General features: G+C 68.8%; 19 protein-coding genes. 17 read left to right on the top strand and 2 right to left on the bottom strand.

Going from position 1 to position 20,207, the window contains the following annotated elements:
- The first annotated feature begins 1,183 nt into the window (after positions 1–1,183).
- The 14 genes from MRBLWH3_RS01945 to rocD all read left to right on the top strand — a co-directional run bounded on the left by MRBLWH3_RS01945 (position 1,184) and on the right by rocD (position 14,761).
- The gene (locus tag MRBLWH3_RS01945) at positions 1,184–2,842 is read left to right on the top strand and encodes a dihydroxyacetone kinase family protein (protein ID WP_363435224.1); all 1,659 of its coding nucleotides are present in this window, start codon (positions 1,184–1,186) and stop codon (positions 2,840–2,842) included.
- 3 nt (positions 2,843–2,845) lie between these two features.
- On the top strand, positions 2,846–3,304 hold the full coding sequence (locus tag MRBLWH3_RS01940; RefSeq protein ID WP_363428176.1) for a ribose-5-phosphate isomerase: 459 nt from the start codon (positions 2,846–2,848) through the stop codon (positions 3,302–3,304).
- Positions 3,301–4,257, top strand: a complete 957-nt coding sequence (locus MRBLWH3_RS01935) for a 3-hydroxyacyl-CoA dehydrogenase family protein (protein WP_363428174.1) — start codon at positions 3,301–3,303, stop codon at positions 4,255–4,257. Before MRBLWH3_RS01940 ends, MRBLWH3_RS01935 begins: the two co-directional genes overlap by 4 nt.
- Before the next feature lie 194 nt (positions 4,258–4,451).
- Complete coding sequence (locus MRBLWH3_RS01930) at positions 4,452–5,810, top strand: ABC transporter substrate-binding protein (RefSeq protein ID WP_363428171.1); 1,359 nt, start codon at positions 4,452–4,454, stop codon at positions 5,808–5,810.
- A gap of 72 nt (positions 5,811–5,882) precedes the next feature.
- A complete protein-coding gene (locus MRBLWH3_RS01925; RefSeq protein WP_363428169.1) occupies positions 5,883–6,836 on the top strand; it encodes a carbohydrate ABC transporter permease in 954 nt (317 codons plus the stop codon).
- Positions 6,833–7,759, top strand: a complete 927-nt coding sequence (locus MRBLWH3_RS01920; protein WP_363428167.1) for a carbohydrate ABC transporter permease — start codon at positions 6,833–6,835, stop codon at positions 7,757–7,759. Before MRBLWH3_RS01925 ends, MRBLWH3_RS01920 begins: the two co-directional genes overlap by 4 nt.
- A 54-nt stretch (positions 7,760–7,813) precedes the next feature.
- Positions 7,814–9,322 (top strand): alpha-N-arabinofuranosidase, encoded by a 1,509-nt coding sequence (locus MRBLWH3_RS01915; protein ID WP_363428165.1) that lies wholly within the window; start codon positions 7,814–7,816, stop codon positions 9,320–9,322.
- A gap of 46 nt (positions 9,323–9,368) precedes the next feature.
- A complete protein-coding gene (locus tag MRBLWH3_RS01910) occupies positions 9,369–9,617 on the top strand; it encodes a hypothetical protein (RefSeq protein WP_363428163.1) in 249 nt (82 codons plus the stop codon).
- A 15-nt stretch (positions 9,618–9,632) separates the two neighbouring features.
- Positions 9,633–10,646 (top strand): substrate-binding domain-containing protein, encoded by a 1,014-nt coding sequence (locus MRBLWH3_RS01905; protein WP_363428161.1) that lies wholly within the window; start codon positions 9,633–9,635, stop codon positions 10,644–10,646.
- A 142-nt stretch (positions 10,647–10,788) separates the two neighbouring features.
- Positions 10,789–11,223, top strand: a complete 435-nt coding sequence (locus MRBLWH3_RS01900; protein ID WP_363428159.1) for a hypothetical protein — start codon at positions 10,789–10,791, stop codon at positions 11,221–11,223.
- Positions 11,223–11,438 (top strand): helix-turn-helix transcriptional regulator, encoded by a 216-nt coding sequence (locus MRBLWH3_RS01895; protein WP_363428157.1) that lies wholly within the window; start codon positions 11,223–11,225, stop codon positions 11,436–11,438. The genes MRBLWH3_RS01900 and MRBLWH3_RS01895 overlap by 1 nt, the downstream gene beginning before the upstream one ends.
- Before the next feature lies 1 nt (position 11,439).
- Positions 11,440–12,486 carry an NAD(P)-dependent alcohol dehydrogenase gene (locus MRBLWH3_RS01890; RefSeq protein WP_363428155.1) on the top strand — a complete coding sequence of 349 codons (1,047 nt, stop codon included), beginning with the start codon at positions 11,440–11,442 and terminating at the stop codon, positions 12,484–12,486.
- A gap of 140 nt (positions 12,487–12,626) precedes the next feature.
- Positions 12,627–13,511 (top strand): dimethylargininase, encoded by an 885-nt coding sequence (ddaH, locus tag MRBLWH3_RS01885; RefSeq protein ID WP_363428153.1) that lies wholly within the window; start codon positions 12,627–12,629, stop codon positions 13,509–13,511.
- Positions 13,512–13,534: 23 nt separating this feature from the next.
- Positions 13,535–14,761 carry an ornithine--oxo-acid transaminase gene (gene rocD / locus MRBLWH3_RS01880; protein ID WP_363428151.1) on the top strand — a complete coding sequence of 409 codons (1,227 nt, stop codon included), beginning with the start codon at positions 13,535–13,537 and terminating at the stop codon, positions 14,759–14,761.
- Between the two features lie 41 nt (positions 14,762–14,802).
- Here rocD and MRBLWH3_RS01875 read toward each other — a convergent pair whose 3' ends face one another.
- Entirely contained in the window at positions 14,803–16,404 is a 1,602-nt protein-coding gene (locus MRBLWH3_RS01875; RefSeq protein WP_363428149.1) for a molybdopterin-dependent oxidoreductase, read from the bottom strand.
- Between the two features lie 90 nt (positions 16,405–16,494).
- On the opposite strand from MRBLWH3_RS01875, the gene MRBLWH3_RS01870 reads away from it, so the two are divergent.
- The 3 genes from MRBLWH3_RS01870 to MRBLWH3_RS01860 are packed head-to-tail and all read left to right on the top strand — an operon-like array spanning position 16,495 to position 19,951.
- The gene (locus MRBLWH3_RS01870; RefSeq protein WP_363428147.1) at positions 16,495–18,183 is read left to right on the top strand and encodes a circularly permuted type 2 ATP-grasp protein; all 1,689 of its coding nucleotides are present in this window, start codon (positions 16,495–16,497) and stop codon (positions 18,181–18,183) included.
- Entirely contained in the window at positions 18,177–19,109 is a 933-nt protein-coding gene (locus MRBLWH3_RS01865) for an alpha-E domain-containing protein (protein WP_363428145.1), read from the top strand. Before MRBLWH3_RS01870 ends, MRBLWH3_RS01865 begins: the two co-directional genes overlap by 7 nt.
- Positions 19,106–19,951: a transglutaminase family protein gene (locus tag MRBLWH3_RS01860; protein ID WP_363428143.1), complete on the top strand. Its 846-nt coding sequence runs from the start codon at positions 19,106–19,108 to the stop codon at positions 19,949–19,951. The genes MRBLWH3_RS01865 and MRBLWH3_RS01860 overlap by 4 nt, the downstream gene beginning before the upstream one ends.
- A gap of 69 nt (positions 19,952–20,020) precedes the next feature.
- On the opposite strand, the gene MRBLWH3_RS01855 is transcribed toward MRBLWH3_RS01860, so the two are convergent.
- Positions 20,021–20,167, bottom strand: coding sequence for a hypothetical protein (locus tag MRBLWH3_RS01855; RefSeq protein ID WP_363428141.1), 147 nt, complete (start codon positions 20,165–20,167; stop codon positions 20,021–20,023).
- Positions 20,168–20,207: the final 40 nt, after the last annotated feature.

Genomic DNA, 20,207 nt, shown 5'->3' with positions numbered 1-20,207 from the left:
AACCACCCCAAAATCCAAAAAAACACCTACACAACACACACCCCCACACCACACAACAACAACCACCCACACCCCAAACAAACCAAACCACAACCAAACACAAACCACACCCCACCCAAAAAAAACCAACACCACCACATCACCACCCAAACCAAACACCCCCCCACCCACCCCACCCCCACCCCCCACAACCCCCACCACAAACCAACAACCCACCCACCCAACCACCAACACACAACCCCCCACCCCCAAACACACACCACCCACCCCACCCCCCAACAACAAAACACACCCCCATAACCACCCAACAACAACCAACCCCCCCACCCCCCCACCCCCCCCCCCCCAACCCCCCCCCCCCCCCCCCCCCCCCCCCCCCCCCCCCCCCCCCCCCCCCCCCCCCCCCCCCCCCCCCCCCCCCCCCCCCCCCCCCCCCACCCCCCCCCCCCCCCCCCCCCCCCACCCCCCCCCCCCCCACCCCCCCCCACCACCCAACAAAACACAACCACACAAACCTTGCCCCACCTTCTCCCTCATCTATTTCATCCTAAACCCCATTTCCCCCCCCCACACTCCTCCCCCACCACATCCCCCCCCCACCCCTCCCTCCCACTTCTCCTTTCTCTCTTTTATATATAATATCTCATACCTTCCCCCCAACATTTCCTTCCCCCCCCCACCAAACCACAACACTCCTCCCCTCCATAATTTCCTACACTTCCCCCCCCACATATCCCACAAACCCACCCACACATACATTTTTCTCACTCGTTCTTCTCCAATCCCAACTCCCAACATTACTATCATCACACCTTCTCTCAATATCATCTTACATACCACTCTACCTCTACTCATATATTTTACCACACCACAACTCCTCCTTATACCTCACTTCAATCTTCATAAACCCTTTTACACATATATTCTCACCTTTTACTACATTATCTTATCTCTCCCCTCCAACAACCACCCCCCACCCTCCCTATCAATAACCCCTCTTTATCTACAATCCCCCCCTCCCCCTCTCTCTCATCTATTCTCCTACTTTTCTCTATTCTTTATCCTCTTTTCTCTACATTTCCTCCTCCCCTCCCCCCCCCCCCCCCCCCCCCCCTTAAATACTCCTCCTCCACCTCTCAAATCTCTCGCCACTCGTCGATTATAAACCACCACATATTACCCTATTTTCTCCCCCTATCACCTCTCTATCACTTACGCGTTCTTATCCTTATTCCTTACTTTTCCCACCCCTTCAACCTCCCTTAAAGAGGGGACGGGCCTGGCGGCAGGCGCCGTGTGCGGCAACGTCTTCACCTCGCCGTCGACTGCTCAGGCGCTGCGCGTGGCACATGCCGCCGACGCGGGCGGCGGCATCCTGTTCACCTACGGCCGGTATGCGGGCGACGTGATCCATTTCGGTGAGGCCGAGCGGCGCCTGCGCGACGAAGGGATCGATGCGCGCACGGTGCTCATCACCGACGACGTCGCGAGTGCCCCGCAGGAAGCGGCCGACGAGCGGCGCGGGATCGCCGGGATCGTGTGCGTCTTCCATATCGCCGGTGCCGCAGCCGAGCGCGGGGACCCGCTCGACGAGGTGGAGCGTCTCGCCGCGCGCGCCAACAGCCGCACCCGCAGCCACGGCGTCGCCTTCGCCGGCTGCACGCTCCCCGGCGCGGATCACGCCCTGTTCGAGGTTCCCGCGGGGCAGATGTCGATCGGCCTCGGAATCCACGGTGAGCCCGGCGTGCGCGACGTGCCCCTGCAGTCAGCGTCCGAACTGGCCGTCACGCTCGCGGCGCCCCTCCTGGAGGAGCGGCCCCATGGCGGGCGCCGCGCCGCGGTGATCGTCAACGGACTCGGCTCGGTCAAGTACGAGGAGCTGTTCGTGCTCTTCGGGAACGTCGTGGAACACCTCGAGGCGCAAGGCGTGGAGGTCGTGGAACCGCTGTGCGGCGAATTCGTCACCAGCCTCGACATGGCGGGCGTCTCGCTCAGCCTGCTCTGGCTCGACGACGAGCTCGAAGAGCTGTGGCGGGCTCCGGCCTCCTCGCCGGCCTTCCGGAAGGGGCGCGTTTCTGCGGATGCGCCGTCCGCGAGAGCGACCGCCGCCGGCAGACCGGGCGCAGCCGACTCGCGGCCCGCTGGCGGGCAGACCTCGGCACCGGGGATCCCGGCACCGGCCACCCCCGCCGCGCGGAGGGCCGCCGCGATCGCGCGGCGCTCGCTCGTCAGCGCGCGGGAGGCGATCGCGGCGGAAGCGGACCGCCTGGGCGAACTCGACGCGATCGCCGGCGACGGCGATCACGGCATTGGGATGACACGAGGCCTCACTGCCGCCGTCGAGGCGGCGGAGTCCGCGGACGAGTCGATCGGTGTGAAAGAGCTGCTCGAGCGCGCCGGCGACGCGTGGTCCGAGACGGCGGGCGGGACGTCGGGGGCCCTGTGGGGCACTGCGCTCGCGCAGGTCGGGCGCTCGCTCGGGTCGCCCGAAGCCTTCACCGCCGCCGATGTCGCGGCGGCGGTCGCGGCAGCGCACGCCGCAGTGGCGGCCCTCGGCGGGGCGGAGCCGGGCGACAAGACCATGCTCGATGCGATGGCACCCTTCGACCAGACGCTCACGGAACGGGTGTTGGCGGGGACCGGCATCGCGGCGGCGCTCGCCGCCGCAGCGGCCGCGGCCCGCTCAGGCGCCGACGCGACATCGGCCATGACGCCCCGACGTGGGCGGGCGCGTCCACTCGCCGAACGCAGCATCGGGCATCCCGACCCCGGTGCCGTGTCGTTCTCAATCATCGCCGCCGACCTCGCGCGGTGGGTCGCGGACTTCGAAGGATCGGAGTGATCAATGGGCTGGAGAATCGTGATCGGCGCCGACGACGCCGGCTTCGCATACAAGGAGGAGCTGCGAGAGCTGCTCGCCGCCGACTCGCGAGTGGACAGCGTCGTGGATATCGGGGTGGCGAGCGCGGAGGCGACGCCGTACCCGCGGGTGGCGGTGAAAGCGGCGTCGATCGTCGCGAGAGGTGACGCCGACCGCGCGCTGCTCATCTGCGGCACGGGGCTCGGGGTCGCGATCACCGCGAACAAGGTGCGCGGGATCCGCGCCGTGACCGCCCACGACAGCTACTCCGTGGAGCGGTCGGTCAAGAGCAACAACGCGCAGGTTCTCACCCTGGGGGCGCGGGTTGTCGGCCTGGAGCTCGCCAAGAAGCTCGTCGACGAATGGCTGGAGCACCGCTTCGACCCCGGCTCGGCATCCGCGGCGAAGGTCCGCCTGATCGACGAATACGAGGAGGAAGCATGATGATCTCGACGGTGGCCGTCGTCGGCTCCGGCTACATGGGCGGCGGGATCGCCCAGGTCCTGGCGCTCGCGGGCAGGGATGTCGTTCTGGCCGATGCCAGCGCCGAGCTCGCCCACTCGAACCGAGAGCGCCTCATCCGCGAGGCGGACGACTACGGCCGGCGTGGGATCTTCCCCCCGGACGCCGCCGACCGGGTCGCGGAGCGCGTCTCGGCGTCGACGTCGATCGAGGAGGCGGTGGCCGACGTCGACCTCGTCGAAGAGGCCGTGCCCGAGATCCTCGAACTCAAGCACGAGACGCTGCGGCGCATCAGCGAGAGCTGTCGCGCCGACACGCTCATCGGGAGCAACACCTCCACGATCTCGATCGGCACACTCGCGCAGGCCGTCGAGGACCCGACACGGTTCCTCGGCGTGCACTTCAGCAACCCCGCCACCTTCATCCCCGGAGTCGAGGTCATCCCGCACGCGGAGACCGACCCGAGCGCCGTGGAGAGGATCGTCGAGCTCCTCGGCGAGTGCGGCAAGGTGGGAGTGCCCATCTCCGACGTGACGGGTTTCGTGCTGAACCGCCTGCAGTACGCGCTCTTCAGTGAGGCGGCGCGCCTCGTCGACGAAGGGGTGGCGACTCCGGAGGCGGTGGATCTGATCGCGCGGACGACCTTCGGGTTCCGGCTGCCCTTCTTCGGCCCGTTCGCGATCGCGGACATCGCGGGACTGGATGTCTACGAGTTCTGCTATAGATCGCTCCACGAGGCGTATCCGGAGCGGTTCACCTCGCCCGGAATCCTCAACGAGCGCGTCGAGCGCGGCGAGAAGGGGGTGAAGTCCGGCCGTGGGTTCCTCGCCACTGCGCCGGACCGCGCCCCCGCGCTCGCCGCCTACCGGGACGAGGCCTACGCCGCGCTGTCGGCTCTCCTCCGCGAGCTGGGACGCGCTCCCGTCGACTACTGAGGCGTAAGTTTCGCCCGCAGGGCAGAAATTGCCGCCGCTCTCTTGACACTCCCGTGCCGCGATGGGAAAGTGTCTACAACGTTGCTCTACAACGTTGTAGACCACGCGGAGAAAGAGTTGCTCCCGAGTGACCCTGAGCACCCGCAACGGTCGCGCACCGACGAAGAAGTCCCGCAAAACCGAAAGGAACTCCAGTGAAGACGAAGCCTGTCCTTGCTGCGATCACGATGCTCGCAGTGGCCGGTGCCCTCGCAGCCTGCACCGCCGGCGGTGACGGTGGCGACAACGGAGGCGGTGGCGACGCATCCAACTGCTCCAACGAGATCAAGAACCCCGACGCCCCCGTCGTCACCCTGTGGGCGTGGTACCCGAACTCCGAGACCGTCGTCGACAACTTCAACGAGGCGAACGACGACGTTCAGGTGTGCTGGACCAACGCCGGTGCGGGCGGAGACGCCTACGACAAGTTCCAGACGGCGATCTCGGGCGGCAGCGGTGCTCCTGACGTCATGATGGTCGAGGCCGACCGCATCGCGGTCTTCCAGGCCCAGGACGCCCTCGTCGACCTGAGCGACCTCGGTTATGAGGACGTCAAGGCCAACTTCAGCGACGGCGCGTGGAAGGACGTCTCCGTCGGCGACGGCGTCTACGGCGCTCCGATCGACGGCGGGCCGATGGGCATGATCTACCGCACCGACATCTTCGAGCAGTACGGCATCACGCCGCCCACCACGTGGGAGGAGTTCGAGGCGACCGCGCAGCAGGTCAAGGACGCCGGAGGTCCGGTCTTCGCGAGCTTCGCTGCGAACCAGCCCGCAGCGGTGACGGCGTACATGTACCAGACCGGCGCCGAGCCGTTCACGTACGACCCCGCCAACGAGGGTCAGATCGGGATCAACCTCAACAGCCCGGAGATCAAGGAAGTCCTCGACTACTGGGCGGGCCTCGTCGAGAAGGGCCTCGTGGGCACGGAGGACCAGTTCACTCCCGAGTACATCGCCGGTGTCATCGGCGGCGATTACGCCACCTACCTCTCGGCGGCCTGGGCTCCCGGCTACCTCCAGGGCGCGGGCGTCGGCGAGGGTGCGGACGAAGGCGTGTGGGCGACCGCTCCGCTGCCGCAGTGGGATCCGGCCAACCCCGTCGCGATCAACTGGGGCGGCTCGGCGTTCTCGGTGAGCAGCCAGGCGGACGACCCTGAGCTGGCGGCGAAGGTGGCCTTCGGGGTCTACGCCGACCAGGCGTCGCTCGATCAGGGCTGGCAGGAGCAGATCATCTTCCCGCTCAACGTGGACGTGCTGGAGGACCCGGCGTTCCAGGACTACGAGGTGCCCTTCTTCAGCGGCCAGCAGGCCAACAAGGAGGTGTACGTCCCGGCGGCGAATGCCTACAAGGGCATGGTCTACACGCCGCTCCAGCAGTTCTACTATTCGACCCTCACCGAGCAGATCCAGAACATCAACGACGGATCCGCTACGGGTTCTGAAGCCGCGGACGCGCTCCAGGAGGCTGTCGTGGCCTACGCGGAGGAGCAGGGCTTCACCGTCGAGTGACATGGCACGGGGGGCCGGTCCGTGCTCGCGCGGACCGGCCCCCCGGTCATTCCCTTCTGACCCGGAGAAATCATGACCACCTCAACCGCAAGTCCCCCAACGAAGAAGGGGTCGAGCCCCTTCACGAAGAAGGGCGGTCGTCGCTCGACCGCCGCTCGTCAGAACCTCTTCGGATGGCTCTTCGTCGGACCGTTCGGGATCGTCTTCCTGGCTCTGCTCGTGCTGCCGATCGGCTACGCGCTCTACTTGAGCCTCTTCCAGAAGTCGCTCATCGGCGGCACCCGGTTCGTCCTCTTCGGCAACTACACCAAGGCGTTCACAGACCCGAACTTCCTCGACGGCGTCTGGTTCGTCATCCGGTTCTCGCTGGTGCTCATTCCGCTGCAGATGGCGATCTCGCTGGCCATCGCCCTGATGCTCGACATCATCGTGACCCGGTTCGCCCGGTTCTCGCGGCTCATGATCTTCATGCCGTATGCGATCCCGACGGTGATCGGCGCGCTGATGTGGGGGTTCCTCTACAGCGAGAACTTCGGCCCGCTCGCGGACATTTTCGGAATTTTCGGAGCTGAGGCTCCTGATTTCCTGAGCAAGAGCCTGATCTTCTACGGCCTCCTCAACATCGTCACGTGGCAATGGGCCGGCTATTACATGATCATCCTCTATGCAGCGCTGCAGGGGATCGACCCGACATTGTACGAGGCGGCACGCATCGACGGCGCCTCGCAGTGGCAGATCATCCTGCGGATCAAGATCCCCCTCCTCTCGCCGGCACTCCTGCTCATTCTCGTGTTCGCCCTCATCGGAACCCTGCAATTCTTCAATGAGCCGAAGATCCTCCAGGAGCTGGCGGCAGGATCCATCCCGAACGACTTCACGCCCAACATCTACGCCTTCTACCAGGCGTTCTCACTGGCGAACTACAACTACGGCGCGGCGATCTCGTTCGCCCTCGGTGCCGTCGTCTTCGTCTGCGTCTACATCTTCCTGTTCGCAACCCGCAAGCGAGGGAGCTTCTTCGAATGAGTGCCACGCCTATCGAGATCACCGAGACCCGCGGCAAGCCGCGAAAGCTCGTCGAGCGACGGTCGGCCCCGCGCCCCCGCGGGCGTGCGTCGCTGAACATCGTGCTGGCGCTGCTCGTGGTCTACTTCCTGGTGCCGTTCTGGTGGCTGATCGTCAACAGCTCCAAGACCGCGGCCGGCCTGTTCGGTGGCGACAATGCCCTGTGGTTCGCGGACGACATCAACTACCTCGGCAACCTCGTCGACCTGTTCACCTACGGCGGCGGGATCTACGCGCGATGGCTGGCGAACACCGCCCTCTATGCCGTCCTGGGCGGGGTGGGCGCCACGGTGCTCGCGGTCCTCGCGGGGTACGGCTTCGCGAAGTACCGGTTCGCGGGGCGCCGGGCCGCCTTCGCGATCCTGCTCGGCGCCGTCATGGTGCCGACGACCGCGCTCGTGATCCCCACCTTCGTCCTGTTCGCGCAGGTGGGCTGGACGAATACGATCTGGGCCGTGATCTTCCCCTCGCTGCTCAACCCCTTCGGTGTCTACCTCATGAACGTGTACGCACGCGATGCCGTGCCCGACGAGCTCCTCGACGCCGCCCGCGTGGATGGCGCGGGGGAGTTCCGCACGTTCTTCCGGGTCGCACTGCCGATGCTGCGGCCCGCGATCGTGACCGTGCTGCTGCTGTCGGTCGTGGCCGTGTGGAACAATTACTTCCTTCCGCTCGTGATGCTCTCCGACAACCGGCTGTTCCCCGTCACCGTCGGCATCGGCGTCTGGCAGTCGACAGCGTCCACGTACGGCGCGGCGGGCGGGCAGACGCTGTGGAGCATCATCATCCTCGGCTCGCTGGTGTCGGTCATCCCGCTGATCATCGCGTTCCTGGCCCTGCAGAAGTACTGGCGAGGCGGACTCGCCATCGGAAGCCTCAAGTGATCTGACGAGCCGTGCGTCCCTGGCGCCGGTTCGCCCCTGCCCTGAAAGAGAAGAATGATCCGCGCACACCTCACCGTCGACCCCCATTTCGTGGTCGGACCGATCAACCGACGTCTCTTCGGCTCGTTCGTCGAGCACCTTGGCCGATGCGTGTACGACGGGATCTACGAGCCTTCGCACCCGACGGCCGACGAGGACGGGTTCCGCTACGACGTGATCGAGCTGGTTCGTGAGCTCGGTGTCTCGACGGTCCGCTATCCCGGTGGCAACTTCGTGTCGGGTTACCGGTGGGAGGACGGCATCGGCCCGCGCGAGGAGCGTCCGCGGCGACTGGACCTCGCCTGGCACTCCACCGAGACCAACGAGATCGGGCTGGACGAGTTCGCGACCTGGATGGAGAAGGTCGACGGCGAGCTCATGTACGCCATCAACCTCGGCACCCGGGGCGTCCTCGAGGCGCTCGACGTGCTCGAGTACGCGAACCTGAGGTCGGGAACGTTCTGGGCCGACAAGCGCGTCGCGAACGGACGCCGGGAACCGCATGACATCCGCATGTGGTGCCTGGGCAACGAGATGGATGGCCCGTGGCAGCTCGGCCACAGCACCGCCGCGGAGTACGCGCAGCTCGCGGCGACGACCGCCGCAGCCATGCGGCAGGTCGATCCCGACCTCGAGCTCGTGGTGTGCGGCAGCTCGGGTGCGCAGATGCCGACGTTCGGCGAGTGGGAGCGGGTCGTGCTGGAGAAGACGTATGACGACGTCGACTTCATCTCCTGCCATGCCTACTACGAACCGGTCGACGGCGACTACGCCAGCTTCCTCGCGTCGGGCGTCAACATGGACCGCTTCATCGAGGCGGTCGTCGCGACGGCCGACTCCGTGAAGGCGGTCGTTCGCAGCGACAAGAACATCAACATCTCGTTCGACGAGTGGAACGTGTGGTACCAGTCCCGCTACAACGACGTCGATCGGATCACGGACGTCCAGACGTGGCCCGTCGCGCCACGCCTGCTCGAGGACTCGTACTCGGTGCTCGACGCGGTCGTGTTCGGCAGCCTCATGATCTCGCTCATCCGTCACGCGGACCGCGTGACCTCGGCGAGCCTCGCGCAGCTGGTGAACGTCATCGCGCCCATCATGACCGAGCCGGGCGGGGCGGCGTGGCGGCAGACCACCTTCTACCCGTTCTCGCTCACGTCGAAGCTCGCCCGCGGCACCGCGCTCGAGCTGCGTCTGGACAGCCCCACATATCAGACCGAGCAGTACGGCGAGGTGAGCGTCGTCGACGCCGTCGCGACGCACGACGCAGGTGGTGGGACGACGATCTTCGCCGTCAACCGCAGCCTGACCGACGAGGTGACCCTCGAGATCGACACCCGCGCACTCGGCGGCGTCAGCGTGGGCGAAGCGATCTCTCTCTTCGACGACGACATCCACGCCGCGAACACGCTGGCGCACCAGGATCGTGTGACGCCCACGGCGAACGCCTCCGTCGAGATCGGGGAGGCGACCGTGACGATCACCCTGCCACCGGTGTCGTGGACGGTTCTCACCCTGGCCTGAGCCGCCGCAGACCCGATACGCTGCGGCGCACTCTCGAGAGGACTCCATGACACACCGGGGCCCCCTTCGCGTCGACGGGACGCGCATCGTCGCGGGGGACACTCCCGTCATCCTCCGAGGCTTCGGTCTCGGAGGGTGGATGAACATGGAGAGCGTCATCACCCGCTACGCCGGGTCGGAGGCGCCGCAGCGGCGGGCGCTGCGGCGCGTCTGGGGCGACGAGGGGCACGAGCGCCTCTTCGCGGACGAGTTCCCGAAGGGGCTCGCGACGCTCCTGCGACGCGCGGCGGATTGAACCACGGGAGGCGGGATGGCGCAGACCAAACGGGTGACCCTCCACGAGATCGCTGCCCAGACCGGCGTCTCGGTGACGACGATCTCGAAGGTGCTCAACGGGGCGGCCGACGTGTCGTCGGCGACGCGCGAACTCGTCGAGGACCACCTCCGCACGAGCGGCTATCGGCGCAGGGGCAGCGCGCAGCGCCGGGAGTACATCGAGGTGGTGCTCCACGCGCTCGGCGGGGACTGGGCGCTCGCGGTCATCGAGGGGGTGCGCGAGAGCGCGGCGCGGGTGGGCATGGCGGTCTCTCTCTCGGTGAGCGGCGACCGGCATTCCCCCGGTCCCGAATGGCTGGATGCCGTCATCCGACGCCGACCGACGGGGATCATCCTGCTGTTCGCCGACGTTCCCGCAGAGGGTCGCGCGGCACTGAAGGCGCGAGGCATCCCGTTCGTCATCATCGACCCGGCCGGCGACCCCGCCCCGGGGATCCCCGCCGTCGGCTCCGCGAACTGGTCGGGGGGCGTCGCCGCCACCAGGCATCTGCTGGAGCTGGGACATCGGCGCATCGCCGCGATCACGGGCCCGGAGCAGGTGATGTGCTCGCTCGCCCGGCTGGACGGCTACCGCGCGGCCATGATGTCGGCCCGGACGGCCGTCGAGCCGGAGTGGATCCGCTTCGGCGACTTCCAGCGCGACGGCGGCGAGCGGCACGCTGCGGCGCTGCTTCGCCTGGCGGTCCCTCCGACGGCGATCTTCGCCGGGAACGACCTCCAGGCCCTCGGTGTGCTGCATGCGGCCGCCGCAGCGGGCGTGGCGGTGCCTCGCGATCTGTCGGTCGTGGGATTCGACGATCTGCCGATCGCGGAACTGGCCAGTCCGCGACTGACGACGATTCGCCAACCGCTGCGTGAGATGGCCGAGCAGGCGACCCGCCTGGTGCTCGAATCGCTCGAGAGCCCGCAGCCGAACGTGACGCGCGTGGAACTCGCGACGTCGCTCGTCGTCCGGGACTCGACAGCCGCTCCTGCGCAATCCTCCTGAGGGCGGCGTCCCGTCGAGCGGGTCGGCCGGGAGGTTCCGACACGCACGGAGGACGGGTGCGTGTAAAAAATTCTTGACATCGGCGATACGCGCCCATATCTTTGATGTCAAGAATTTTTTACACACACCCCTGGGAGGGGTCATGGTCTACGAAGAGCGCAACATCTGGGCGAGCCTCATCGTCAGCGTGATCGGCATGATCGTCTACGTCGTGATCGTGCTGCAGCAGGCTGCGGGTGGCCCGCTCACCGACGTGGACTGGGTCCCGATCATGCTGTGGATCATCGGCGCGAGCATCGTCGGGGCCATCCTGGTGAGCATCGTGTGGGGCATCCTCGCGGGCATGCGCGACCCCGATGGCGTGGGCAGGTCCGATCAGCGCGACCGCGACATCGCGCACCTGTCGACGCGGGTCGGCCAGGCGTTCCTCGTGATCGCGGGGCTCGGTGTCATCCTCCTGTGCGCGTTCGAGGCGGACTGGTTCTGGATCGCCAACACCATGTTCTTCGGCTTCGCGCTGTCGTCGATCGTCGGCGGCATCGCGAGCGTCGTCGCGTACCGCCGCGGGCTCGTCTGATGGTCAAGCCCACCAAGGTCACGAACTCCATCCGCGCAGTGCGCGAGGCGGCGGGGGTCACGCAGGCCGAGCTCGCGCGCCGGGTCGGCGTCACCCGGCAGACCCTCATCGCCATCGAGCAAGGCCGCTACTCGCCGACCCTCGAACTCGCCTTCCAGCTCGCCCGCGCCTTCGGCGTCGGCCTCGACGACCTCTTCGACTACCCGGAGGAATGACATGTCCGAGACACGTCACGGATCCGCGTCCCTGCGCACGGACTCGATGCCCGCATGGACGCAGCACCGATACGGCGAGGCCGACACGGTCGCACTCGAGAACATCGACGTGCCGGCGCCGCGCCGTGGCGAGGTACTCCTGCGCCTGCGAGCGACCGCGCTGAACAACGGCGACATCCGCGTCATGCGCGGCGAGCCCCTCCTGGTGCGCCTCGCGTTCGGCCTCCGCCGCCCACGCCAGGCGGTGAGGGGGATGGATGCCGTCGCCACCGTCGTCGCGCTGGGCGAGGGCGTCAGCGGGCTCGCGGTCGGCGACGAGGTCGTCGGCGAGCTGCCCGCCGGCGGCGGGCTGGCGAGGTATGCGGTGTGCCCGGCGTCGCGGCTCGTGGCTCGGCCCGCAGCGCTCGACCCGGTGATCGCCGCGACCCTGCCGGTGGCGGCCGGGACGGCCTGGCAGGCGCTGGAGCTCGGAGGAGTCACGGATGCTGCGGTACCGGGTGCGTCGCCGCAGCGGGTGCTCGTGATCGGTGCGTCGGGCGGCGTCGGCACGTTCGCCGTGCAGCTCGCGGCGGGGCGCGGCGCCGAGGTGTGGGCACTGTGCGGCGAGCGCAACCGCGCGCTCGTCGAGGGCCTCGGGGCGTCGCGAACCTTCGACTACCGCGGGGTGCAGCCGGGATCGCCCGAGCTCGGGGAGGGACGGTTCGATGCCGTCCTCGACATCGCCGGCACCGCGCCGCTGCGGGTGCTGCACGGGCTGGTGCGGGGCGGCGGCCGCGTCGTGCTGGTGTCGGGGGAGGGTGGGCGCGTCCTCGGTCCGATCGGGCGCATCGCCGGAGCATCCGTCCGATCGATCGGCTCGAAGCGGCCGCTGCGGCCGCTCGCCGCCGTCGCCAAGCCGGACGTGCTCGCCGAACTGGTCCGGCTCGCGGCCGACGGAAGCCTCCGCCCCGTCATCGCGGCGCGCTACCCGTTCGCCGAGGCGGGTGCCGCGCTGGCACGCGTGGCCGACGGCCACGTGGCGGGCAAGGTGGTCGTGCTCGCGGAGTGATCAGGTGGCAGCATCCGGTGTCCGCATTTCCCGGCCGTGTGCAGCGTCCGTGAGACAATGGACGTGGCGTGCCCGGTTGACGGCTTCCCCAGCCCCGCCGGGCCTCTGGACAGCGTCCGCCGCGCCTCTACAGGAGCAAGATGTCCACGCAGAACACCGCGCCGGCCACCGCCCCGGCCACCGGATCCGCCTCCGGCCGGATCCAGCAGATCCGCCGCTACCTCATGTGCCGCCCCGAGCACTTCACGGTGAGCTACACCATCAACCCCTGGATGGAGCCCGCCAACCCGACCGACACCGCACTCGCGGTGCGCCAGTGGGAGACGCTCTACGACACGTACGTCGCACTGGGACACGAGGTGCATCTCATCGATCCGATCGACGGTCTTCCCGACATGGTCTACACGGCCAACGGCGGCTTCGTCATCGACAACGTCGCGTACGGTGCGAAGTTCCGCTTCCAGGAGCGGGTACCCGAGGGCCCCGCCTTCATGGACTGGTTCCGTGCGAACGGCTTCGAGGTCGCCGAGCCGGTCGAGGTCAACGAGGGCGAGGGGGACTTCCTCCTCGTCGGCGACACGATCCTCGCGGGCACGGGCTTCCGCTCGACCGGCGACAGCCACCGCGAGCTCGGCGACGTGTTCGGCAGGGAGGTCGTGAGCCTCACCCTCGTCGACCCGCGGTTCTACCACCTCGACACCGCGATCTCGGTACTCGACCCGGTCGAGGGCCCCGGCGGCGTCGAGAAGGCCAACATCGCCTACCTCGAGCACGCGTTCGACGAGCGCAGCCAGGCGATCCTCGCCGAACGCTATCCCGACGCCATCCGCGTGGCCGACGCCGACGGCGCCGTGTTCGGTCTCAACTCGGCCAGCGACGGGTTCAACGTGATCATCTCGCCGCGTGCGACGGGCTTCGAGGCGCAGCTGCGCGAGCGCGGCTACAACCCGGTGCTCGTCGATCTGTCCGAGCTGCTGCTCGGCGGCGGCGGCATCAAGTGCTGCACGCTCGAGCTGCGACGCTGACCCGCGCGAAAGAGGAGTCCCTGATGACCGCCGCCTCCACCTCACTCGATGCCGCGATGAGCCAGATCATCGCCGCCGAAGAGGAGCACGTCGCCCACAACTACCGCCCGCTCCCGGTCGTGATCTCGCGCGGCGAGGGAGCGTGGGTGACGGATGTCGAGGGCAAGCGCTACCTCGACCTGCTCTCGGCCTACTCGGCCCTCAACTTCGGGCACGGGCATCCCGCGATCCTCGCCGCCGCGCAGGAGCAGCTGAACCGACTGACGCTCACGAGCCGCGCGTATCACAACGACCGCCTCGGGCCCTTCGCCGCCGCCCTCGCCGAGCTGTGCGGAAAGGACCTCGTGCTGCCGATGAACACCGGCGCCGAGGCCGTCGAGACCGGGATCAAGCTCGCCCGCGCGTGGGGCTACCGCGTGAAGGGCGTCGCTCCCGACGCCGCGAAGATCGTCGTCGCGCACGGCAACTTCCACGGGCGCACCACGACGATCGTCGGCTTCAGCGACGACCCGCAGGCGCGCGCCGACTTCGGCCCGTTCACACCCGGCTTCATCTCCGTGCCGTTCGGCGACGCCGCGGTCATCGACGCCGCGATCACCGCCGACACGGTGGCCGTGCTCATCGAGCCGATCCAGGGCGAGGCCGGTGTCATCCTCCCGCCCGAGGGCTACCTCAAGAGGGTGCGCGAGATCTGCACCCGGCGCGGCGTGCTGTTCATCGCCGACGAGATCCAGTCCGGCCTCGGCCGCGTCGGCGAGACGTTCGCGTGCGATCGCGAGGGCGTCGTGCCCGACGTCTACCTCCTCGGCAAGGCGCTGGGCGGCGGCATCCTTCCGCTCTCGGCCGTCGTCGCCGACCGCGATGTGCTCGGGGTCATCCGGCCGGGCGAGCACGGTTCGACGTTCGGCGGCAACCCGCTCGCCGCCGCCGTCGGGCTGCGGGTCGTCGAGATGCTGCAGACCGGCGAGTTCCAGAGCCGCGCGAAGCTCCTCGGCGAGCACCTCGAGGCGAAGCTGCAGGAGCTCGTGGGACAGGGCGTCACGGCGGTGCGCGTCGCGGGCCTCTGGGCCGGCGTCGACATCGACCCCGAGGTGGGCAGCGGCCGCGAGATCGCCGAACGCCTCATCGCGCGCGGCGTGCTCGTGAAGGACACGCAGGGTCAGACCATCCGCATCGCACCGCCGCTCGTCGTGCGTGTGACGGAGCTGGACTGGGCGGTCGAGCAGCTGCGCTTCGTGCTCGCAGGCTGACGGAGCGCGGGCCCGGCAGGGTGCAGGCCGGCGGTGCGGACTCAGGCCACGTCGACGTTGAGCTGCTGCCAGCCCGTGGCGCCGTCGGGTGCAGGCCACGCGTCGGTCTCGATCTGCAGCTCGCCCTTCGTGTTCGTGGCGCGGCACCGGATCGTGTGGGAGCCGGTCTCCGCCTTCCAGGGGATCGACCACTGCACCCAGGTGTCGTCCGAGATCGCTGTCGCGAGGGTGGCCTCGCGCCACGGACCGCCGTCGATCTGCACCTCGACCTTCGCGATCCCGACGTGCTGGTGCCACGCGACCCCGGCGATCGTGGTGTCGCCGGGCGCGAAGCCGTGGCCACGGCGCGGAAGGTCGATGCGCGACTGCAGCTTGATCGGCCCCTTGGCGGACCAGCCGCGCGTCGTCCAGTACGCGTTCGCCCGGTCGAACCGCGTCACCTCGAGTTCGGTGACCCATTTGGTCGCCGACACATAGCCGTACAGCCCCGGCACGACCATTCGCGCCGGGAAGCCGTGCTCGGGCGGCAGCGGCTCGTCGTTCATGCCGATCGCGAGGATCGCGTCGCGGGTGGTCTCCTGCAGCACCTCGAGCGGGGTGCTCGCGGTGAAGCCGTCGATCGATCGGGACAGCACCATGTCGGCCTCTGCCGTCGGTCGTGCCCGTTCGAGGAGCAGCCGGATCGGATAGCCGAGCCACTTCGCGTTGCCGATGAGATCGCCGCCGACAGGGTTGGACACGCACGCGAGCGTGGTCCAGCTCTCCTCCAGGGGGAGGGCGAGCAGTTCGTCCCACCCGATCTCGACCTCGCTCTCGACGAGGCCGTGGATGCGCAGCGTCCAGTCCGCCGGGTCTATCTGCGGCACGACGAGGGCCGTGTCGATGCGGTAGAAGCTCGCGTTCGGGGTGACGACGGGCGTCATCCCGGTGAGCTCCAGCTGAGCCCCGGCAGGGACCGGCGGTGCCGCGATGGCGGGCGCGGGCAGTCGAAGCGCCTCGCGCACGGCTGTGACGGTGCGCGAACCCGCCTGCAGCGCCGTCCCCGCGATCGCCGCGATCACGCCTGCGGCGGTCGCGACGCCGGCCCACACGAGGAAACGGCGGCGCGACGGGTCTTCGTCGCCGGGGCGGTCGTCGCCTCCCTCTGCCGCCGGCGTCGGGGACGAGGCATCCGTGGTCCCTGTCGCGAGCCGGGTCAGCAGCCGCACGGCGCCCGCGGCGACGACCCCTGCAGCGAGCGAAGGCAGCCACGCCAGTCCGGTCGACCCGGCGCGGGTCATCGCGAGCACGGCCACGGCCGCACCGAGCGCGGTGAACACCGCGGCGCCGAACCAGGGGCGCCGCAGCTCCAGGACGCCGACGCCGGCAGCCGCCGCCAGGAGGACGACGGCGATCCCGACGAGCAGGGCGAGCTTGTCGGCCGTGCCGAACAGCGAGATCGCGGCATCCTTCGCCCATGACGGCGCGAGGTCGATCAGCACTCCGCCGACGACGGAGATGGGGCTCGACGACGGCGCGACCACCGCGGCGACCAGCTCGCCGATGCCCGCCCCGAGCACGACGGATGCCACGCCCGCGGCCGCACCGGAGAGGGCCGAGGCCTCCGCGGCGACAGGCGTCGCGGCACTCGCCTCACGCGTCATAGCGCGAGCATACGTCCGATCCGCCGCGGCGTGGTCCAGGAGAACAGCTCGGAAACACGAGCGCAACGAAGGCCGCATTAGGCTCTTCGCATGGGTGATCTGTTCGACGGCTACGGCTCCACGTTGGCGCCCCGCAAGACGCCCTCGGGGGTTCCCGCGTTCGACGAGATGTTCGGGGGCCCGGCTCATCCGGGTGCGCCCGCCGAGTCGCGCGAGGCCTATCGAGAGCTGTACCAGGCGCTCGCGCAGATGACCCAGGAGGAGCTGCGCGGCCGCACCGATTCGCTCGCGAGCTCGTACCTCGCGCAGGGCGTGACGTTCGACTTCGCGGGCGAGGAGAGACCCTTCCCGCTGGACGCCGTGCCCCGCGTGATCACGTACGACGAATGGTCGCGCATCGAGTCCGGCGTCAAACAGCGCGTGCGGGCGCTCGAGGCCTTCCTCGACGACGCGTACGGGCACCAGTTCTGCGTGCGCGACGAGATGCTGCCCGCCGGACTCATCGCGAGCTCCCAGTACTTCTATCGCCAGGCCGCGGGCATCCATTCCGCCAACGGGGTGCGCATCCAGGTGTCGGGCATCGACCTGATCCGCGACGAGCACGGCGAGATGCGCGTGCTCGAAGACAACGTGCGCGTGCCGTCCGGCGTCAGCTACGTCATCTCGAACCGCCGCGTCATGGCGCAGACCCTCCCCGAGCTGTTCGTCTCGATGCGGGTGCGTCCCGTCGGCGACTACCCGAACAAGCTCCTCGCGGCGCTGCGCGCCTCGGCGCCGGCGGGGATCGAGGACCCCAACGTCGTCGTGCTGACGCCGGGCGTCTACAACTCCGCGTACTTCGAGCACACGCTGCTGGCGCGCCTCATGGGCGTCGAGCTCGTCGAGGGCCGCGACCTGCTGTGCATCGGCGGCAAGGTCTTCATGCGCACCACGCGCGGGCCGAAGCGCGTCGACGTCATCTACCGCCGCGTCGACGACGAGTTCCTCGACCCGCTGCAGTTCCGGGCCGACTCCATGCTCGGGGCCCCCGGCCTCATGCTCGCGGCGCGCCTGGGAAACGTGACGATCGCGAACGCCGTCGGCAACGGCGTCGCCGACGACAAGCTGCTGTACACGTACGTGCCCGACCTCATCCGGTACTACCTCGCGGAGGAGCCGATCCTCAAGAACGTTGACACGTGGCGCCTCGAGGATCCGGGCGCGCTCGAGGAGGTGCTCGACCGGCTCGACGAGCTCGTGGTGAAGCCGGTCGACGGGTCGGGCGGCAAGGGACTGGTCGTGGGGCCGGATGCCTCGCCCGCCGAACTCGAGAAGCTCCGCCGGCGTCTGCTCGCCGACCCGCGCGGCTGGATCGCGCAACCCGTGGTCATGCTGTCGACCATCCCCACGCTCGTGGAGGACGGGATGCGGCCGCGCCACGCCGACCTGCGACCGTTCGCGGTCAACGACGGCGAGGACGTGTGGGTGCTCCCGGGTGGCCTCACCCGCGTCGCGCTGCCCGAGGGGCAGCTCGTCGTCAACTCCAGCCAGGGCGGCGGCTCCAAAGACACCTGGATCGTCGGCGGTGCCGCACCCGGGCAGGTCGAGTACGGCCAGGGCCACAGCGTGGCCGGCCTCGTCGCCGACCAGGCCGCCACCGTGACCGCGGCGATCCCCATCATCTACGACGCACAGACCGAGCCCACGCACTCACCGCAGGACCGCCCGCGCTCGCGCGTCGAGCAGCAGGAGCAGCAGCAGCAGCAGGCCGCCGAGCAGAACGGGGGTGTGACGTGCTGAGCCGCATCGCCGAGAGCCTGTTCTGGATCGGGCGCTACATCGAGCGCAGCGACGGCACCGCCCGCATCCTCGACGTGCACCTGCAGCTGCTCCTCGAGGACCCGTGGATCGATGAGGACACGGCGTGCCGGTCCCTCCTCAGCGTCATGGGGTCAGCGCCACCGACGGGCGTCGACCAGGTGCGGCGCGAAGACGTGCTCGCGCGGCTCGCCGTCGACCGTACGAACCCGTCGAGCATCGCCTACGCCCTCACCGCCGCGCGCGAGAACGCCCGCCGTGCCCGCGAGATCGTCTCGACGGAGCTGTGGGAGACCCTCAACACGACGAGCGCACGCATGCCGCGCCGCCTGCAGAACGACCGCGTTCACGAGTTCTTCCAGTGGGTGCGGGAGCGCGCTGCGCTCGCCGTCGGCATCGTGGACTCGTCGACGAGCCGCGACGAGGCCTGGCAGTTCTTCACGCTGGGGCGCAGCATCGAGCGCACCGACATGACCGCGCGCCTGCTTGCGACGAGGTCGCTGACGGAGGCATCCGGTCCGTCGTGGACGACCATCCTGCGTTCGTGCGGCGCGTACGAGGCGTACCTGCGCACCTACCGCGGCATGCCGAGCGCGCGCAATGCCGCCGAGTTCCTGCTGCTCGATCGCCTCTTCCCGCGCTCGATCATCTACTCGATCCAGCGCGCCGAGGAGTGCATGAGCGCCATCGATCCCCGCGCCGACCGCGTGGGACACTCCAACACGGTGCTCCGGGCGCTCGGCCAGATCCGCAACGACCTCGAGTACCGGCCGATCTCCGAGATCCTCGGCGAACTGCCGACGCACATGGACCGTGTCCAGACCGTCACGCGCGAGGCATCCGAAGCCATTCGCGGCCGGTTCTTCCCGACGCAGGCCGAGCCCAGCTGGATCGGAGAGATCTCATGAAGCGCCTCCGGATCGAGCACCAGACCGGCTTCCGCTACCAGGGCGACGTGAGCGCGTCGTACAACGAGGCGCGCATGCTGCCGGGCTCCACCGACAGCCAGTTCGTGCTCAACTCGTCGCTCGACATCGAGCCGTCGACCTCCGTCAACCAGTACGTCGACTACTTCGGCACTCGGGTCGCCGCGTTCGATGTGCTGTCACCGCACTCCTCGCTCACCCTCACCGCGCGCTCGCTGGTGGAGGTGCGCCCGCGGCCGCTGGAGCACGTCGACGTCACGTGGGAGGGTCTCGCACGCGAGGCGGGCCGCTCGCTGGAGACCGTCGAGCAGATGTCGCAGACCCGGCGCACGCGGCCTCACGAGGAGGTCGCCGAGCTCGCCCGCTCGATCGCCGCTCAGCACGATCACCCCGGTCGGGCCGCGCACGCGATCGCCGTCGCGATCGGTGACGCCGTCGAGTACATGCACGGCATCACGGGTGTGCATTCGACCGCGGCCGACGCATGGGAAGCGCGCAAGGGCGTCTGCCAGGACATGGCCCACATCGCCCTCGGCGCGCTGCGCGAGGTGGGGATCCCGGCGCGATACGTGTCGGGCTACCTGCACCCGCGGCCCTCGGCCGAGGTCGGCGTGGCGGTCGCCGGCGAGTCCCACGCGTGGATCGAATGGTTCGCAGGGGAGTGGCAGGGTTTCGACCCCACGAACAACATCGAGATCGGCGATCGCCACGTCCTGGTCGGCCGCGGCCGGGACTACGGCGATGTCCCACCGCTGCGCGGCGTCTATGCCGGTCCGTTCAAGAGCAACCTGCACGTGAAGGTGACGATCACCCGCGAGGCCTGACCTCGGCAGAGCGGGCGGCAGCACGCCTGCCGCGCTGCCGCCAGGCCGCGCAATGGCACGGTGTCCGGCTCAGGCCGGAGGGTTGTCGGGGTCGAGCGTCTCGAGCGTGTCCTCTTCGACCGGGTTGTCGGCCTCGAGCTGCTCCTCGGTGGTCTCGTCGCCGCCGACCGGGTCGTCCTGGTTCAGGGGCTGGTCTTCTGCGCTGCGCTCGTCCATGCGCCCCACGGTAGGCCGACGCGCGCACGGAACGACAGGG

It is taken from the genome of Microbacterium sp. LWH3-1.2, assembly GCF_040675855.1.
Classification (GTDB): domain Bacteria; phylum Actinomycetota; class Actinomycetes; order Actinomycetales; family Microbacteriaceae; genus Microbacterium.
The sequence above is the reverse complement of the archived record's forward strand: the minus strand, read 5'-3'. Positions and strand labels throughout refer to the sequence as shown.

Excerpts from the sequence above, each read along its gene's own strand:
- ddaH (WP_363428153.1), top strand. The coding sequence starts at position 12,627 with ATGTCCACGCAGAACACCGCGCCGGCCACCGCCCCGGCCACCGGATCC.
- MRBLWH3_RS01860 (WP_363428143.1), top strand. The coding sequence starts at position 19,106 with ATGAAGCGCCTCCGGATCGAGCACCAGACCGGCTTCCGCTACCAGGGC.
- MRBLWH3_RS01875 (WP_363428149.1), bottom strand. The coding sequence starts at position 16,404 with ATGACGCGTGAGGCGAGTGCCGCGACGCCTGTCGCCGCGGAGGCCTCG.
- MRBLWH3_RS01890 (WP_363428155.1), top strand. The coding sequence starts at position 11,440 with ATGTCCGAGACACGTCACGGATCCGCGTCCCTGCGCACGGACTCGATG.
- MRBLWH3_RS01910 (WP_363428163.1), top strand. The coding sequence starts at position 9,369 with ATGACACACCGGGGCCCCCTTCGCGTCGACGGGACGCGCATCGTCGCG.
- MRBLWH3_RS01905 (WP_363428161.1), top strand. The coding sequence starts at position 9,633 with ATGGCGCAGACCAAACGGGTGACCCTCCACGAGATCGCTGCCCAGACC.
- MRBLWH3_RS01940 (WP_363428176.1), top strand. The coding sequence starts at position 2,846 with ATGGGCTGGAGAATCGTGATCGGCGCCGACGACGCCGGCTTCGCATAC.
- MRBLWH3_RS01915 (WP_363428165.1), top strand. The coding sequence starts at position 7,814 with ATGATCCGCGCACACCTCACCGTCGACCCCCATTTCGTGGTCGGACCG.
- MRBLWH3_RS01920 (WP_363428167.1), top strand. The coding sequence starts at position 6,833 with ATGAGTGCCACGCCTATCGAGATCACCGAGACCCGCGGCAAGCCGCGA.
- MRBLWH3_RS01870 (WP_363428147.1), top strand. The coding sequence starts at position 16,495 with ATGGGTGATCTGTTCGACGGCTACGGCTCCACGTTGGCGCCCCGCAAG.
- MRBLWH3_RS01900 (WP_363428159.1), top strand. The coding sequence starts at position 10,789 with ATGGTCTACGAAGAGCGCAACATCTGGGCGAGCCTCATCGTCAGCGTG.
- MRBLWH3_RS01855 (WP_363428141.1), bottom strand. The coding sequence starts at position 20,167 with ATGGACGAGCGCAGCGCAGAAGACCAGCCCCTGAACCAGGACGACCCG.
- rocD (WP_363428151.1), top strand. The coding sequence starts at position 13,535 with ATGACCGCCGCCTCCACCTCACTCGATGCCGCGATGAGCCAGATCATC.
- MRBLWH3_RS01895 (WP_363428157.1), top strand. The coding sequence starts at position 11,223 with ATGGTCAAGCCCACCAAGGTCACGAACTCCATCCGCGCAGTGCGCGAG.
- MRBLWH3_RS01925 (WP_363428169.1), top strand. The coding sequence starts at position 5,883 with ATGACCACCTCAACCGCAAGTCCCCCAACGAAGAAGGGGTCGAGCCCC.
- MRBLWH3_RS01935 (WP_363428174.1), top strand. The coding sequence starts at position 3,301 with ATGATGATCTCGACGGTGGCCGTCGTCGGCTCCGGCTACATGGGCGGC.